Annotated in this window: 15 protein-coding genes; 9 read left to right on the top strand and 6 right to left on the bottom strand. The window is 54.8% G+C overall.

Annotated features, from left to right (window positions below; translation table 11 throughout):
- The 5 genes from LA5095_RS13130 to LA5095_RS13160 all read left to right on the top strand — a co-directional run.
- On the top strand, window positions 1-1,165 hold a 1,165-nt coding region (locus tag LA5095_RS13130), incomplete at its 5' end, for a TnsB C-terminal domain-containing protein (protein WP_208992683.1).
- Between the two features lies 1 nt (window position 1,166).
- Entirely contained in the window at window positions 1,167-1,967 is an 801-nt protein-coding gene (locus LA5095_RS13135) for an ATP-binding protein (RefSeq protein WP_055115727.1), read from the top strand.
- 15 nt (window positions 1,968-1,982) lie between these two features.
- Window positions 1,983-2,258, top strand: a complete 276-nt coding sequence (locus tag LA5095_RS13140; RefSeq protein ID WP_055115729.1) for a hypothetical protein — start codon at window positions 1,983-1,985, stop codon at window positions 2,256-2,258.
- Between the two features lie 2 nt (window positions 2,259-2,260).
- On the top strand, window positions 2,261-4,129 hold the full coding sequence (locus LA5095_RS13145) for a TniQ family protein (RefSeq protein ID WP_055115732.1): 1,869 nt from the start codon (window positions 2,261-2,263) through the stop codon (window positions 4,127-4,129).
- Window positions 4,130-4,989: 860 nt separating this feature from the next.
- Window positions 4,990-5,988: an aldo/keto reductase gene (locus LA5095_RS13160; protein WP_055115738.1), complete on the top strand. Its 999-nt coding sequence runs from the start codon at window positions 4,990-4,992 to the stop codon at window positions 5,986-5,988.
- A 282-nt stretch (window positions 5,989-6,270) separates the two neighbouring features.
- On the opposite strand, the gene LA5095_RS13165 is transcribed toward LA5095_RS13160, so the two are convergent.
- The 6 genes from LA5095_RS13165 to LA5095_RS13190 are packed head-to-tail and all read right to left on the bottom strand — an operon-like array spanning window position 6,271 to window position 12,220.
- Entirely contained in the window at window positions 6,271-7,158 is an 888-nt protein-coding gene (locus LA5095_RS13165; RefSeq protein ID WP_055115741.1) for a DMT family transporter, read from the bottom strand.
- A 5-nt stretch (window positions 7,159-7,163) separates the two neighbouring features.
- On the bottom strand, window positions 7,164-8,045 hold the full coding sequence (locus LA5095_RS13170; RefSeq protein WP_055115743.1) for an ABC transporter permease: 882 nt from the start codon (window positions 8,043-8,045) through the stop codon (window positions 7,164-7,166).
- Window positions 8,042-9,049 (bottom strand): ABC transporter permease, encoded by a 1,008-nt coding sequence (locus tag LA5095_RS13175; protein ID WP_055115745.1) that lies wholly within the window; start codon window positions 9,047-9,049, stop codon window positions 8,042-8,044. Before LA5095_RS13175 ends, LA5095_RS13170 begins: the two co-directional genes overlap by 4 nt.
- On the bottom strand, window positions 9,043-9,849 hold the full coding sequence (locus LA5095_RS13180; protein WP_082442399.1) for an ABC transporter ATP-binding protein: 807 nt from the start codon (window positions 9,847-9,849) through the stop codon (window positions 9,043-9,045). Before LA5095_RS13180 ends, LA5095_RS13175 begins: the two co-directional genes overlap by 7 nt.
- A gap of 9 nt (window positions 9,850-9,858) precedes the next feature.
- A complete protein-coding gene (locus LA5095_RS13185) occupies window positions 9,859-10,662 on the bottom strand; it encodes an ABC transporter ATP-binding protein (protein ID WP_208992684.1) in 804 nt (267 codons plus the stop codon).
- The gene (locus LA5095_RS13190) at window positions 10,652-12,220 is read right to left on the bottom strand and encodes an ABC transporter substrate-binding protein (protein ID WP_055116788.1); all 1,569 of its coding nucleotides are present in this window, start codon (window positions 12,218-12,220) and stop codon (window positions 10,652-10,654) included. The genes LA5095_RS13185 and LA5095_RS13190 overlap by 11 nt, the downstream gene beginning before the upstream one ends.
- A 459-nt stretch (window positions 12,221-12,679) precedes the next feature.
- Here LA5095_RS13190 and LA5095_RS13195 point away from each other — a divergent pair, with 459 nt between their 5' ends.
- From LA5095_RS13195 to LA5095_RS13210, 4 genes are read left to right on the top strand one after another with little or no spacing between them, the layout of a single operon-like run.
- A complete protein-coding gene (locus LA5095_RS13195; protein ID WP_055115746.1) occupies window positions 12,680-13,390 on the top strand; it encodes a FadR/GntR family transcriptional regulator in 711 nt (236 codons plus the stop codon).
- Window positions 13,383-14,408 carry an ABC transporter ATP-binding protein gene (locus LA5095_RS13200; RefSeq protein ID WP_208992685.1) on the top strand — a complete coding sequence of 342 codons (1,026 nt, stop codon included), beginning with the start codon at window positions 13,383-13,385 and terminating at the stop codon, window positions 14,406-14,408. The genes LA5095_RS13195 and LA5095_RS13200 overlap by 8 nt, the downstream gene beginning before the upstream one ends.
- On the top strand, window positions 14,405-15,544 hold the full coding sequence (locus LA5095_RS13205; RefSeq protein WP_055115748.1) for an ABC transporter ATP-binding protein: 1,140 nt from the start codon (window positions 14,405-14,407) through the stop codon (window positions 15,542-15,544). Before LA5095_RS13200 ends, LA5095_RS13205 begins: the two co-directional genes overlap by 4 nt.
- Entirely contained in the window at window positions 15,537-17,042 is a 1,506-nt protein-coding gene (locus LA5095_RS13210) for an ABC transporter substrate-binding protein (RefSeq protein ID WP_055115750.1), read from the top strand. Before LA5095_RS13205 ends, LA5095_RS13210 begins: the two co-directional genes overlap by 8 nt.
- Window positions 17,043-17,051: the final 9 nt, after the last annotated feature.

Here is a 17,051-nt window from a genome sequence, read left to right on the forward strand (position 1 = left end):
TGGATCCTCCGTTTTCCTAAACATAACGGCGGACCACTTCAAAGGGGGAGGATCACTGGCAATGCAGCTGGCGCCCACGGCGACGACCGACCTCGCAATTTCAACCTTGAAAATGGCGATGTCCGACAAGGATGATTTCGCCAAAGCTGCCGGTTGCGAAACACCTTGGGACATGGCAGGTCGCATCCAGACGGTAAGGGTGGACAACGGACCGGCTTATACCGCCGGTGCATTTAGCACTGCCGCAATCGATGCCGGAATTGCCGTCGACTACACCGTCGCCGGTGCACCGTATCTGCGTGGATCCATCGAGCGCGTGTTCAGCACCATCCATACCAAACTGATCTCAGGATTTGACGGACGCACGTTCAGCAACGTTGTCGAGAAAGGTGACTACGACGCAGGTGCGCGCGCATCTCTTACGATCGAAGAACTCGCCCAGGCGCTCGTCCGCTGGGTGGTTGATGTCTACCACAACACGCCGCACGAAGGTTTGGGTGGACAAACGCCAAGAAATTGCTGGCTTTCTCTGCGGAAAAGGGTCGGGGTTCCGCTCGCTCCCAATGAAGATGCCTTGCGCGCATGCTTCGGGATTACCGTTGAACGCCGCCTTCGGAGTGAAGGGATCCAGCTTTACTCCAACAAGTACCAGTCCACCGAGCTTCAGAGCATCCGTCGGGAATATCGAACCGGACAACTGAGAGTACGCTTCGATCCGGACGATATCGGGCACATCTCCGTGGATACGCCTAAGGGTTGGCTCAAGGTTCCTTGCACGACGAAGGAGATGCACGGAACGTCCCTCGAAGCGCATGTCGCCAGTCGGCAACGCCTGTTGGCACAGTATGGAGAAGAGGCTGCCCAGTCAGAAGCGCTCGTCAAGAAGGCACTCGCGGATCTTCGCCGTCTCTCGGACGAGAGCCGCAAGAACCGGAGCATTGCCTCCCCAGTCTTCACGGCTGACAACCTCGCCAAACTTGACGCCCATTTTTCAGACGACCGTCTGAGGGTCGATGAAGACTTTGAGGGCGACATTCTTGGGCTCGATGAACCCAATGAAACTGCCCAGACCAAACACGATCCAGACAGCCCAATTACCCACATCCAAGACGCTCCGCCGTTCCTGGGCGACGACGATGACGATGACTACATTTTGGAGGACTAACATGACAACTTCGAATTACCATACCCCCGCCGCTGAAGCACAATCGCCTGGCCCGAATGCGCCTGGCCGACGGCAGAGATCGGCTGAGATCACGAAGCTTGAGGCAGAACTTCAGCACACCTATTTCCCTCAGAAAAGTGACGAAGACCTTCTCGACAGGCTGAACGACCTTCTCGACACCTTTGAAAATTACACCGACGCTGTCGAAACAATGGGATTGAGCCATGTGGGGAGATTGAAAGAAGGCCGCACGCTCGCCATCGTAGGCGCATCCGGTGTCGGCAAATCAAGATCCCTTGAACGCGCCTTTGAATCTCTCGGAATGAATGATCGCAAAAGCCCGTTTCGGATTATTTCGATCAAAGCGCCATCCCCGTGCACCCTGAAGCAACTGGGTACCTCTGTCCTTCAAGCGCTAGGCTATCCGGTCCAACGTGATCTGCGGGAAAATGTTGTTTGGCGCAAGGTGCGAGACCAGCTCAAGCTCCACGGCATTCGCTTCCTGCATCTTGATGAGTTGCAACACCTCACCCAGCTTGAGAACCCCAACGATTCCATCAAAGTCTGTGACACCTTGAAGGGGCTCATGCAAGACGAAGATTGGCCGGTTTGGTTGGTTTTGTCCGGAATGCCCAACCTGGCGGCCGTGATTGAAAGCAACTTTCAATTGCGCCGTCGCTGCACATTTGTCCGCCTTGATCTGATGACACCGTGCGCAAATGATCTCCAGACAGTCCAACGGATCATCAAAAACTATTGCAAGAAGGCGAAACTTGAACACCAGAATCTTCCGATGAACTAACTTTGCAGTCGCCTCATGCACGGCGCAGAGGGCAGAACCGGATATCTGATTGAAATCGTCCAGGACGCTCTTTGCAAGGCGTTGAAAGCTCGACGAAACATGCCCCTCATGGGCGACTTCGAGCTTACTTTTGAGGCCAGAACCGGCTGTCGCCCCGAACACAATGTTTTTGCCGAAGACGTCGAATGGCAGAATATTGACGTCCGAAACACTCTTTTCCCCGAAGACAAAGAAGAGGACGAAGTACCGCAGCCGAAAAAACGCCGTCTCAAGATCGTTCGGGGGGCCTGAGCATGGAACTGGACTCCGTCTACATTCCCTGTATCTATCCGGACGAAACCGTCACCAGCTACGTTTCACGCGTAGCAAGTAAGGCCGGCTACACTGCCCGGGACTTTTGTCTCGACATGGAGATGAATTTCCAGGCTCTTTGCGATGGCAAACCGGAAGCGCTCGCCCGTTTCTCTGAGCTTGTTGGCGTCGAAGGCGACCGGTTCCCGGCAGCAATCTTCAAACGCACCGGCGACTGTTGGTTCGAATTTAAGCAAGAACCGTTTTCCAGAAATTCGCTTCGTCGAGCGACAGTGAGGGTCTGTCCTCATTGCATTCAGGAAGACCTCGAGCGAGACGTTGACCATGAAAAGGTCAGGCCATACGGGCGTTGGTCTTGGAACATCGCCTCCATTCGGACCTGCTCGAAACACAAAACGCCCTTGGTCGTGGCTACGCACGAGGACCATCCGCAGAAGGTGCATGATTTTTCGCCGCTCCTCCAACCGTTCGTGGAGGACATCAACCGACACGTTCTAGCTGCACAGTTCCGTGAACCTTCAAGCCTCGAGATCTACCTGGAAAAACGGATCAGCGGAGATCAGCCCGAGAACTTGCTGTCATCCCTTCACCCTCACGCTTATGCCTCTGCCCGGGCCTGCGAAATCATCGGCGCGACAAAACTTTATGGCGCAAGAGTCGTCGCAGAGAGTTTGTCTGAAGACCAGTGGTACGCAGCAGGTCAGGTAGGCTTTGACATCGCCATTCAAGGGGTAGATGGAATTCGCGACTACCTCGATCATTTGCAACATAAGTTTGCAAGCAAAAACCAAAACTGGGGCCCAAGACAAATCTACGGCCGATTGTACGAATGGCTTGCTCACGAAACTGAAGACACGGCTTATGACGATCTCAGGAAGACAATCACCGGGCATGCATTTAAGACGTTGCCCATGGGACCAAACGACGAGATCTTCGGCCGGCGCCCGGCAAAACGTATTGTGCATTCCGTTCATTCCGCTCATCAGGAAACCGGTGCTCATCCAAAACGACTGAAAAAAATTCTCCATGCGGTCGGGCTCATCGACCAAAGCCAACTCGGACAGACCGACGAACGCATTCTTTTCAATGCTGACGACGCAAAGTTCTATCTCGACCGTGTCGAACAGAGCATGTCGATGAACCAGGTCAGGGACTACATTAACGCGCCGCGGCCCGTCGACAGGTTGCTATTCGAAGCAGGCATTCTGAAGCCATGGCTTACCGGCGGAACAGATATCTTCAAGCATCATGCTTTCGCGAAGTGCGACATGGATGAGTTCCTGTCGGATCTTACAACAGATACAAAACCAGTGACGAACGACGAGACTAACTTGGTTCCAATTCTCAAGGCGCAAAAACTGGCCAACTGCTCAACCTTGGAAGTGGTGCAACTGATCCTGGAACATCGCCTTCGTACGCTCCGTACTGATCCCAACGAAACGGGCTTTCTCTCCATTCTTGTCGATCCTGAGGAAGTGAAGTCGCTCGTCCGGGGCAAAGACCATGGTGGGTATTCTCTGCGGGAGGTTGAAAAGAAACTGAAAACCTCAACCAAAGTGGTCAAAGCACTCGTCCAACGAGGTTGCCTGGAAGCCGAAACGGCCATCAATCCGGTCAACCGGTGTCCGCAAACCATCGTGAAGCGCGAAATCCTGGACGCTTTCATGAACAAGTTTGAGACCGCAAGTTCGCTGTCACGACGATTGGGTATACACCTCCAGACGCTGATGAAGCATCTCCGGTGTTCGGGGGTCGAACCAGCGTTCGCCGTTGTGGACGTTCACGCGACAATCTACGATCGAGAAATCGCGTCAAAGAAAGCGCAGGAGCTTTCCAAACATGAGCAATAAGAAGAGACCTGACAAGCTCCAGAATGTCGACGTCAGTTCGACCCCAGCCCTTCGGAACAGGTCCTCTGCTGAGTCTTCCGGTGCCACGAACCTCTGGCTGGATGAATTCACTGAACGGATGACACATCCAGGGCCAGAAGAAGAAGAGTTCTTTGAGCGCCGCCGGCAGCTCAACTTGGGCGCAGGCATCGATGAGAACGGCAACTTAGTAACATCGAATTCAAAGCCCAAAGAATAAGCGGACCATACTGACGGAAACGCCCTACGGCAGCCGAAATTTGTATGCCTGGCAGGTTCGAACTTCAGTCGCCCTCAGCCTGATTTAGATACTCAGCGCTGCGGAAATTTCCGATCCTCATTCGCATCAACATCTGGTTGGAATGCGCCTCCCTTTCGGGAGGTATTTTTTTGCCTGACCTCAGCTTTCCAGGCGTTTCGACCGAAATTGAGCAACACTTTGCTTTCATTTGATTACTTCTTTGACAAAATTTCCGGATTGACTGAGCCAAATTGAGGAATAAACTTTTTTATTTTCAATGCCTTACATATTCCGTGCGCCATACTATGCTGGCAGGGACATGCGCCAAGGCCGGCAACCACCGGCCATAGCGCGGCTCCCGGCGCCCAGACAAGACCCGCCCATCGGAAACGATCGGGCGGGTTTTCGTTTTCAGATATGAACTGTAGAGTTTCGCCGAAAGCAGCTGCTTGAAGCCGATGTGACGAAGTTTGAATTGCCACTTGAGAGGCTCTGGCCGATGACGTGTCGCCACCAGTGCTCCTCAATTCAGCATTTGTGCGCCTGAAATGGCATGCCAAGACAGAATTATTCAGGTTCCCCAACGGGTAGAGGGCAAAAAATGGAAAAACGCAAATTAGGGAAAAACGGGCCGGAAATCGGGGCGATCGGTTACGGTGGAATGTCCTTTTCCGACATGTATGGTCCCACGAACGAGGCAGAGAGCCACGCAATTCTCGATACCTGCCGTGATCAGGGTGTCACGCACCTGGATACAGCCAATGTCTATGGCATGGGAAAATCGGAAAACGCTATCGGAACCTATCTGAAGGCCAATCCGGGTGCGCGTGAAGAGTTTGTGATCGCAACAAAGGCCACCATAACCCGCGACCCGGACGGCAATCGCTTTTATGACAATTCAGCAGAGCATCTTGAGTCCGAACTGGACAAGTCGTTGCAACGGCTCGGTCTGGACTGTGTGGACCTGTTTTACGCGCATCGCCGTGACCCACGCTTTACACCGGAAGAAACGGCGGCAAATCTTGGTCGTCTGGTTGAAAAGGGCAAGGCTCGCGCGATCGGGCTGTCCGAAATTGCGCCCTCGACCTTGCGCCGGGCGATGAACGCCTTTCCAGTCGCCGCCGTTCAGTCGGAATATTCACTCGCCACGCGATTTCCCGATCTTGGACTGGTTCAAACCTGCGCGGAACTTGGCGTCGCCATGGTTGCTTTCTCGCCAGTCGGTCGCTCGCTGCTGACGGACAACCCGATCTCGCGCGACCGGATAAGGGACCTGCCGTTCCTCGCCGGCAACCCGCGCTTCACCGAGCCGAACCTGTCTGAAAACCTGCGCATTTCAGAAGGCTTCCGAAAACTCGCGGCAGAGATGGGAACTTCGGCGGCGGGACTGGCGAATGCCTGGTTGCTGTCGCGCGGACCTCATGTGATCCCGATTCCCGGCACCCGGTCTGTAGAACACTTGCACGAATGCATCGCGGGGGCAGCGCTGAACCTCACGAAAACGGATCTGGACCGTATCGAGGCTGTGCTGCCCGTTGGCTGGGCCCACGGGGATCGTTATTCGGCAGAGCAATGGATCGGACCTGAACGATATTGTTGATGGAAATTCGACGACGAACAGTTGATCGCAAAATACCGCACACATGAATGACCGGCGCGAGATCGCAGCGTGCGATCGATCGCAGGTCGTTCAGATGTCAGCTCTGAATTTTCGGAAATCAAGTTTTCGGTGTCTCAAACACTTGTTATGCAGACAATCCAGTCCTGTTGTCCTGCAGAAAGTCGAGTTCGATGCGCCACCAGCCGAACCTGGCGATCAACACGAGGTCAGCTGGAGAGCATGCCTCGCTGCCAGCAGTACTGCCGTGTTCCGCCGGAACCTTTAGCGAAAAGCCGTTTGGCCTTTGTGATGGCCGTCCTTGAGCGCTACAACCAGTGTTGCCAGGACGATGCAGGCCGCAGCGGCATAAAACGCTGGCTTTGGCAGAATATCGAAAAACAGCACATCTGCGATCACAGCAAAAACGAGAGACAGGTATTCAAAGGCGGCCAACTTGGAGACTTCGCTATACTGGTAGCTCAGCGTCATCAGGATGTGCGCAATACCACCGGCAATTCCCGTGCATACCAACAAGCCAAGCTGATTCCAGTCGGGCAGCGTCCAGCCGAACGGCAGTGTGGCAAGGCCAGCAACTGTGCACGTGAGTGCAAAGTACAACGCAATGGCACCGGCATTTTCCGTCAGCGCCAGACTTCGGATTTGAACCTTTGCACCTGCGGTCAGAATTGCCATTGCCAACGCCAGACCGACACCAAGAAAATATGATGTGTCAACATTTGCCTCGGCGATCGTTGGAAGCACCAGAACGAGCACGCCGGCAAATCCGAAGAGGACGCCAAACCAGCGGGCGCCGTTGACGGTTTCGCCAAGCAGGATTGCCGCCAGAACAACAGCCAGAACCGGTGCCAGATAGCCGATGATGGAAGCATGAGACAACGGCAGGTACTTCAGGCTGGCAAAACTTGCAAACATGGCAAGGCAGCCCAGGACGCAACGGATCACATGACTTCCAGGCCGGTTCGTTTTGAGGCCGGAAGAAAAATCTCGTGTCCAAACCAGGAACAAAACCAGCGGAATCAGAGCAAAGGCGCTTCTGAAAAAGACTACTTGTCCAACAGGGACCGTGTCGGACAGCCATTTGATGAAAAGGACCATCAGCGTAAAGAATGCCGTTGCGCCGATCCGTAGACCGATTCCCTTGAGATCCATGATCGTTATTTGCCCGTCCCTACTGAATTTCCGCCCAGAAGGTCGCGCAACCGATCGCCCGCCAGATTGATGGCAAGAACGCACAAAAGAATGGCCGCGCCTGGGAAAATCATGAGATAAGGAGCCGTTTGCATATAGGCCTTGCCATCGAGCAGCATGGCACCCCATTCCGCATTCGGGGGCTGCACTCCGAACCCCAGAAAACTCAAGCCGGATATGGACAGAATGCTTCTGGACCAGGCGTTGGTCCATAGCACCAACAGGCTGGGTCCGATATTCGGTAGTATGTGACGCCACAGGATGAGCGTGGATGGCAAACCATTCAGGCGAGCCTGCACCACGAAATCACGATGCACCAGGTCAATGCTGAGGCTTCGAACAAGCCGCGCAAATTTCATCCAGCCGACCAGAATGAGGGCGAAGACCATATTGGCCGTGCTCGGACCCAAAACTCCTGCGATGGTCACCGCAGCGATCAATTCCGGAAAAGCAAAAAAGCTGTCCGTCATACGCATCAGCACAACGTCGGCCGCCCGTCCGAAATGGCCCGCCACAAGGCCGATCATTGTCCCCATGACGGCGCCAACAAACGTAATCAAAAATGCCAGCCCGAGGGACCAAATGCCTCCGTAAAGCAATCTTGTCGCAATATCGCGGCCAAGCTGGTCGGTGCCAAGCCAATGCGCCTCCGAGGGCGGAGAAAGTCGATTTAGAAAATCGGGCGAATTTGGAGCATAGGGCGATAACAGGAAGCCGGTGGTCGCGACTGCCAGCACGCAAAGAACCATCACCCCAAGCCGGAACAGGAACCGGTTCAGGTCCTTGCCGTGTTTGGTTTTTTGCAGATCGGTTTCTTCGGAAAACTCGGCCTGGATTTGGAATGTCATGACCGGGCCTCATATGATCGATCGTGTTTTGGTGGCTTGAGAAACGAAATCCTTGGATCCAGCGCATCCTGTAGCAGTTCAATCAGGGAATTGATGAAGACGTAGACAAGCGCAGAGAACATCACCAGAAAAAGGATCATGGGATAGTCCCGGGAGAGCACGGAGCCGGCCAAGAGCGAACCGATACCTCCACGTGCGAAAGTCAACTCGACGATGACGGTCCCTTCAAGAAGACTGGCAATGTCCAGACCAATCATGGTGAGCGCGGGAATGGCCGCATGACGAAGGATATGGCGCCAGAAAATTTCACTTTCGCTCACACCGCGCAATCTCAATGTTTCCACAAAAGGCGCCGACTTTGCTTCCAGAAAGAATGCACGCAAGAGCCTGGTCTGCGATGCGGTGATCCAGAACGCCAGTGTGATCGCAGGCAGCACCAGATGCTGGGGTGAACCCGTGCCATAGGCTGGAAGCCAGTTCAAATGAGCTGCGAACAAAAGGATCAGAAGCAGACCGAGCCAATAATTCGGCATGGCCGCACCAATTGACGCCAGGGCGACCGCGGCCCGGTCGAAATGGCTGCCCGGTCTCCAGACAGCAACTGAACTGAGTGCGAATGCGGCAAGCAGCCCAATAAGCAGCGCAGTCGTCGTGAGCGAGAGCGTCTCGGTGACATTGCCGACAAATATGTCCCAAACCGGCGTATTGGAGGCGAAGGAGTTGCCGAAGTCACCCTGGACGAAACGGAACAACCAACGGAAGAACTGAACGAAAAACGGCTCGTTCAACGAGAATTCCTCCCGAATTCCTTCCAGAATTTCTGGCGGAAAAGCCTGCACATCCGGGTAGCGGGCATGGGCAATTGCTTCGGCTTTGTCACCCGGTGCAAAGTAAGTCATTGCGAACGTAATGAGACTAACGCCGAACAGGACGCAGAAAAGGCTCAGAAGTCGGCGGAAGAGTGCAAAAAGGAAAGGTGCAACACGGAGGCTCGATGTCAACATGATCGAGCTTCCCCGGGTCCTTGTTTTGCTGGAACGACCTCTGGTAGTCCACCCAGCTCCCTGGCAGCCAGAATCAATTCTTCGCAATATCGGCTTTCCGGGGACCTGAAGAAATTTCCGGCGCTTTGGTTGGCCTCTATCTTGCCATTTCGCAAGACAAGCACATGATCGGCATAAGTCGCCGCAAATCCGAGATCATGGGTCACGATGATAAATGTTGTTCCATAACGCATTTGAATACGCCGCATCGTGGCCGCCACCTGCTTTTGAACGATTGCATCGAGTGCACTGAGCGGCTCGTCGAAAAAAATGAGGTCTGGCCGGGCAACCAGCGCACGGGCAAGACAGGCACGTTGCGCCTGCCCCATGGAGACTTCAGAAGGGCGACGGACTGCAAGCTCTGGAAGAAGTTCGACCTCGGAAAGTGCGTCTGAAACCGCATCATTCAGCTCTGTCGCAGAAAGATTCTTTGAAAAGACACTCTCTCCGATGGAAACTCCAAGCGGCAACTTCGGATTTAAAGCGGCAATCGGATCCTGCATGACCCACCGGCTACCTGGCAAACCGCGAACACCGCGCCATCGTCCTTCAAGTTCGGTCGGCTCGCTGGATTTGGGGTGAAATGCCAGGCTTCCAAATTCCGCCGGCAAAAGTCCGTTCAGAGCACGCAACAAGCTGCTTTTCCCCGAACCGCTCTCACCGGCGATGCAAAGAGTTTGTCCCTGTTGCACACAGAAGGAAATCGCGTCCAATATTGTCTCGCCGTGAATGCGGACACCAAGATTTTCAACACGCAACATGATATCAGGTCATTCCGCAGCCGCGGAAACGGTATCTCCATGACTCACGGCAACCTCCCAGTTGCGATGACTCACAAGCAATTTCCCATAAGCCGTGTTCGGCTCGTCCAGCAGTTTTGAAGTTTCGCCAAATTCCACGATTTGCCCGGCTGTCATAATCGCGGTTCGCGTCGCAAAGCGCGCTGCAAGAGCCAGGTCATGCGTTACGATCAGCAGTGCAATATCTTGCTCTTGAGCGTAAGTCATCACCGTGCGCAAGACCTGGGCTGCAATCAACGAGTCAAGCGCGGATGTGGGCTCATCAAGGATCAACAACCGCGGTTTACCAAGCAGTGCAATTCCCAACAACAGCCGTTGTTGCATGCCTCTGCTCCACTGGTGAGGAAAGCTGCTACCAAAGGAACGAAGGCCAAGGCTATCCATCAGGGCCTGTTGCGAAGCGTTGAACGCGGAACTTCCGGTGACGATTCGCGCAGCCTGGCGCCATTGCCAGTTCAGACGCTTGAGGGGATCAAATCCGTGGTCCGGATTTTGCGGGACAAAAGCAATACCTTCTGGCCTGGCGTGCTGCTTTTTCGATGTAAAACAACGTTCCGTGCCGCCGAACCACAAGGAACCGCGATAGGGGCTCGCCGGGCGCGTCAGACCCATCATGCATCTCAGGAGAGTTGATTTACCCGCTCCTGAACCACCAACAACCGCGACGCATTCACCCTGGTCGACTTCAAAACTCAGATTGTCGAGCACCACCTGCCGGTCGATACGCGCCGACAGGTTTTCTACTTTTAGCAGCGCTTTGTTGTCAGTCCGCAAGCGTCAGGTCCGGTGTTACAAGATAGGTTTCAGCCGGATGGATCCGGTAGCCGTCCACTTTGCCATTTCCGACAGAAACCTGAGTTTTGTGAAAAACCGGAATCAGCGGCAGATCCGTGTTTATGATTTCCTGGATGCGATCATAGTAATCCTTGCGCACTTCATCGTCGAAACTTTCACGGCCCTTCACCAGAAGGTCGTCAAGTTCAGGATTTGAGTAACCGGAAAAATTATACCCGACGCCCGATTCAACAAGTGTGCTCGGGAAATAGTTTGGGTCACCGAGTGGTGCCGTGCCCCAAGCCTGAAGGTGCATCTGGATTTCGCCAGCTTTCAACGCCTCGTTATTGGCATCATATTCGGCCATGGAAATCTCCGACCTGATACCGATCTGCTGCAACATCGCCTGGGTGATTTCCAGCGTGGGCCGCAGGGCCGCACGACCTTCGTATGAGCGAATCTTGAGTAAAACCTCGACACCTTCAAGCTCACGATTGCCATCGCCATTGGTATCCTTGATGCCGGCCTGATCCAAAACCGCTTTGGCTTGTTCGGGATCGTACTTCAGGGACAGACCGGAATTTACCCAGGATTCCATTGAGGTCGGGAAAATGCCATTGGCGACTTCTCCACCCACCCCATTCAAGGAAGCGGCAACAATGGTATCCCGATCCAGACCAAGGGATATCGCCGTGCGCAACGATTCATTGGCAAGCGGCCCATCGGCGGTCCGGACCTGAAAAAAGAAAAGCCTCGTGGTTGGATTGGAAAACAGTTGTCCTTCGCCCTTGTTTTTCAATTCCGCAAAATCCGGCTCGGGATAGTTGGTAACCAGATCGACGTCTCCGGCTTGCAATGCGAGAGCTGCAACGGATGAGTCTGAAAGTGCGTCCATGACGATGGCGTCAAGCTTTGGATCCCCACCCCAATAGTCTGCAAACTTTCGTGTCCGATAGGTCTTGTCGGTTTCGGCAGTGACAAAAACAAATGGACCGGTGCCAATAAGCGGCAGGTCGTCAGTGCCCTCTCTCATGACTGCGGCCGATGGTTCGGTCAACGACCATAGAAATGCGGAATTTGGGGTTTTTGTCTTGAACACCAGCGTGTGAGGGTCCTCAACTGTGATAGCGTCCAGTCCAAGCAATTTCGACAGGCGCGGATTGTGTGCCGGATGGCCCTCTTGATCCAGCTTTTCGAACGAGGCCCTCACATCCTCAGCCGTCATTATCGAGCCGTCGTGAAATTTGACATTAGGTCGAAGTGTCAGCTTCCACTCGGTCGGAGACACATTTGAAAAGCTCTCGGCAAGCCGAGGCTGCAATGCCATGTCATAACCAAGGCTGATCAACGTTTCGGAGACGCCGGCACGGTTGCTGAGCCACCCATTTTGCCTTGCTCGGGGATCAGGTACACTTGACTTGGGTCCGAATGGTACAGCAATACGCATTGTTTTATCAGCGGCTTGCGCACGGTTAACGGGAATGACAAACGCCATCGCCGCCAGAGCAACAAGGCTCAACGAAACGGTGAAGACAGATTTGATTTTCTTGTTTGGCAAGGCGGTCTCCAGAACACTTGAAAACATGAATAACTGGCACAGCAATGCCTAGACGTAATTTTATAACATTTCAAACACAATCTTCACCCGTCAACCAAATCCCTGGCCACCAACCGCCTCAAAATTCAAAAGAAAAGTCCGCCCCCCTGAGTAAATTCGTAAACCGACCGGTCGTTGGGTGACCATGCACGTTCTCAGGACAAATATTTGCCTGGTTTAGAGACCAATTTTCTCAATGCGAACCCTTGGAAGGTAAAGTGTCATATTTTTGAGCTGCGGCAAACCGGCTTGCAGGAACGTTTTTGATAATTAAAAATATATTATCTTACAGTAACTTAAGTTTACAAAATCGGAATTTTTCCGACGCCTCTCCACTTTTTGCATTCCAAGGAGTTGCAAAAATCTGAAAAGGAACAAATGATGTAACCAATTCAAATTGGTTCCATAAAAGATTCCGCCATGACTGAAGATCGTCCAACGCAGCGCAACTCCAGCCTGGCACTGGAACGTCTGCGTATTCTCGTCGATCAACTGGCATTGGACGGCGTGCGCCAGTTGCCGACGGAGCGGGACCTTTCCGAGCAAATTGGTGTCGGACGCCGGGCCGTTCGACGGGCGCTGGAAGTGCTTGAAACCGAAGGGTTCATCTGGCGACGGCAGGGTGCCGGCACGTTTATCGGCTCCAAACCGAGCGAAGGTGACCATCAACTCAGCAAACTGCCGGAAATGAGCAATATGCTCGAAGTCATGGAAGTGCGCCTTCGCCTGGAACCAGCCCTGGCGCAACTGGCCGCTATCCGCGCAACCTCGCAGGACATTGTCCAGATGCGTCACATCGCGGACAAGGTCGGTGAAGCGCACGACATGGACGGCCGAGAATTGTGGGACGGTGCCCTCCACCGGGCAATTGCAAAAGCCGCCGGCAACGCCCTGTTCCTGGCACTCTTCGACGTTGTCGACCGCATGCGGCAGAACGAAAGCTGGCGTCATGTGCGCGAAGCCTTGCGAACCCGCGAAACGGTCACGCAATACAAGGCACAGCATACCGATATTGTGGACGCCATCGAACGTCACGATCCGGTCTCTGCCGAACGCCTGATGCGTCAGCATCTCCTGACTCTCCAGGAACGGCTGCTTTTTCAGACATCGGAAACTGCCGACAATGGTTGAGAGCCTTGAAATGCAATCGGATGTCACCGCCGGATCGCGCCTGCTGACGGTCGAAAATCTTGCAATCCGCTTCAAGAACGCGACTGCAAACACGGTTGACGGCATTTCATTTGGTGTCGACCGCGGGGAGACACTGTGCATCGTTGGAGAGAGCGGATGCGGCAAATCCATCTCCGCGCTCGCACTGATGGGTCTCTTGCCGATGCCCCCGGCGGAGATCGCAAGCGGGCGCATCTCGTTCGATCAAAAGGACTTGCTGTCCTTGCCTGCAAAAACCCGCGCGGATTTGCGTGGTGATCGCATGGCGATGATTTTCCAGGAGCCCATGACGTCGCTGAACCCTTCCTTTCGTATCGGAGACCAGATCGCCGAAGGCGTGCTCCGTCACAGGGCGGTCAGTCCGGCAGATGCGCGCCGCCGAGCGCTGGAAATGCTGGAACGGGTGAAAATACCTGCCGCATCTGAAAGGCTCGACGACTATTCGCATCAGCTTTCAGGCGGAATGCGGCAGCGGGTGATGATCGCCATGGCACTTGCCAATGACCCTGACCTGCTGATCGCCGACGAACCGACAACCGCGCTCGACGTGACCATCCAGGCGCAGATTCTTGATCTTATGAGAACGCTTCAGCAGGAAACCGGAACCGCCCTGATCATGATCACGCATGACCTTGGCGTTGTTGCCGAAATCGCCGACCAGGTGGCGGTGATGTATGCCGGGAAAATTGTTGAGCAAGGACCGGTTCAGGCCATTTTTGATGACCCGCAGCATCCCTACACCATCGGCCTGATGAGCTCCCTTCCCTCCCTTGGCGAGCGGCAAAGCCGCCTGACAACAATCGCCGGGATGGTTCCGACAATAGACAGGATGCCCTCCGGTTGCCGCTTCGCACCCCGCTGCCCGTTCACGACAGTAACCTGTGAAGCGCAAGCTCCTGCACTGTCGGCAGTGTCGGACAGGCACCTGGCGGCCTGTCACCTCGCACCGCTCGAAAACCATTTGGCGGAAGCGTTATGAAGCACTTTGCTCAGGACACCATTTTGGAAGCGCGCGGGCTCGGACGCACGTTCACGCGAGGCGGCGGCCTGTTCCAGCAAAGAACATTTGTCAGAGCCGTCGATGGCGTAGACCTGGCTGTCAGACGCGGTGAAACGCTTGCAATCGTGGGTGAGAGCGGTTGCGGAAAATCCACGCTTGCCCGAACTCTTGTCCGTCTCCTTGAACCGACGAAAGGTCAGGTTCTATACGAAGGGAATGACATTGCGCATCTTCCAGCACGCGACATGCGCCGGCTGCGCAAGGATTTGCAATTTGTCTTTCAGGATCCGTTTTCGTCGCTCAATCCGAGAATGACGGTCGGTGCAATCGTTGAAGAACCGCTGACTGTCCACACGCAGGACAACAAGACCACACGGCGGCAGAAGGTTGCCGGCCTGCTGCAAAGGGTCGGCCTTCGTTCCAGCATGGCGGACCGATACCCGCACGAGTTTTCGGGCGGTCAGCGGCAGCGCATCGGCATCGCCCGCGCTCTGGCTAGCGATCCAAGTGTGATCGTTGCCGACGAGCCCGTCTCCGCACTCGATGTTTCCGTTCAGGCGCAGGTCATCAACCTGCTTGAGGACCTGAAGTCCGAATTCAACCTGACGCTGATCCTGATTGCTCATGACCTTGCCGTCATCCGTCACATGAGTGACCGGGTTGCGGTCATGTATCTCGGCGAAGTCGTCGAAATCGGCGACACGGAGACCGTCTATGGTGCTCCCCGGCATCCTTACACCCAGGCCCTGATGCGCGCGATTCCCGTGCCCGCCCCCGGCATGCGTTCGATGCATGCCGACCTTCCGGGAGATATCCCCTCGCCGTTGAACCCTCCGTCAGGATGCCGCTTCCACACGCGATGCAGACAAGCTGACGAACGGTGCGGAATTGACGGCCCCACGCTGGAAACCACCGACGGAACGCGACAGGTGGCCTGCCATCACTGGCGGAAGGTCACCGAAGACCAGACCCGACAAAAACAAGAGCCGCCCCGAAGTGTGGCCACTGCGAAACGATTTTCCCTTTACCGGGAGTGGAGCCGGAAAAAAATGTCAAATGGCCCATCCTCCTCCCCCGTTGTCACCACCACCCAGAGGAAAGACAAAAATGCGTAAATCTCTCCTAGCAGCACTGCTCCTCAGTGCCTCGACGGTAATCGCTCCTGCTATGGCAGCTGACCTTCGCATCGGCCTGCAGGAAGATCCCGACGTTCTTGATCCGGATCAGTCGCGGACATTTGTTGGCCGTATCGTTTATGCGTCCTTGTGCGACAAGTTGGTCGACATCACACCCGATCTCGAAATCGTTCCTCAACTGGCCACTGGCTGGTCATGGTCAGACGACGGCCTGACGCTGACGATGGATCTGCGCGAAGACGTCACGTTTCACGACGGCACGCCGTTTGATGCGGAAGCAGTCAAGGCCAATATCGACCGCTCCCAGAACCTGCCGGAAAGTCGGCGCAAGAGTGAAGTCAAAACCATCCAGTCCGTTGAAGTCACTGGTCCGCACCAGGTGCAGTTCAAGCTCAAAGGACCCGACGCGACCCTTCTGGCACAATTTGCCGACCGATCCGGCATGATGCTGTCGCCAACAGCCGCCGCCGCGGCCGGTGTGGATTTCGGTGCAAATCCCATATGCTCCGGTCCATTCAAATTCGCGGAAAGGATCGCGCAAGACAGGATCGTGCTCGAGAAGTTTGGCGACTATTGGAATGCGGACGCCATCAATTTCGACAAGGTCACCTTCCTGCCGATTCCGGACACGACCGTCCGCCTCGCAAATCTGCGCTCCGGCGATCTTGATATGCTCGAGCGTCTCGCGGCAACGGATGCGACTTCAGTGAAAGGTGATGATTCTCTGCAATACGAAGAGGCAGTCAGCCTCGGCTATCAGGGCATTACGGTAAATGTCGGCAATGGTGACCGCGCCAACAATCCCGTCGGTCAGGACGCAAGAATTCGGGAAGCATTCAGCCTCGCTCTTGACCGCGACGCAATCAACCAGGTCGTTTTTGAAGGTGCATTCGCACCTGGCAACCAGCCCTTCCCCCCGACAAGTCCGTGGTACGACAAGGACCATCCGGTTCCGTCCAGAGATGTCGAGAAGGCAAAGGCTCTCTTGAAAGAAGCCGGTCATGACAGCCTTGATGTTGAAGTGCAGGTCGCAAACAACCCGGTTCAAACACAGCTCATGCAGGTTGTTCAGGCGATGGCCGCGGAAGCCGGTTTCAATGTCAAACTGAAGTCGATGGAATTCGCCAGCCTTTTGTCGGACCAGTCTGCGGGCGATTACCAGGCAAGCCAGATCGGATGGTCGGGACGCGTAGACCCGGATGGCAACATCCATCAGTTCGTGACCTGCGAGGGCGGTATCAATGACAGCAAATATTGCAATCCGGAGATAGACGCCCTTCTGGACGCGGCCAGAACATCCACGGACCTGGAAATCCGCAAGGAGAAATATGACGCGGCGCGTGACATCCTGAATGCGGACATGCCGCTCATCTATCTCTACCACGTCACCTGGATCTGGGCGCTTTCGGACAAGCTGGAAGGCTTCACCCCCTATCCGGATGGCATGATCCGTCTGGAGAACGTGAAGTTCAAGTAAGACCAGAAA

This window comes from Roseibium album (genome assembly GCF_001404515.1).
Lineage (GTDB): Bacteria > Pseudomonadota > Alphaproteobacteria > Rhizobiales > Stappiaceae > Roseibium > Roseibium album.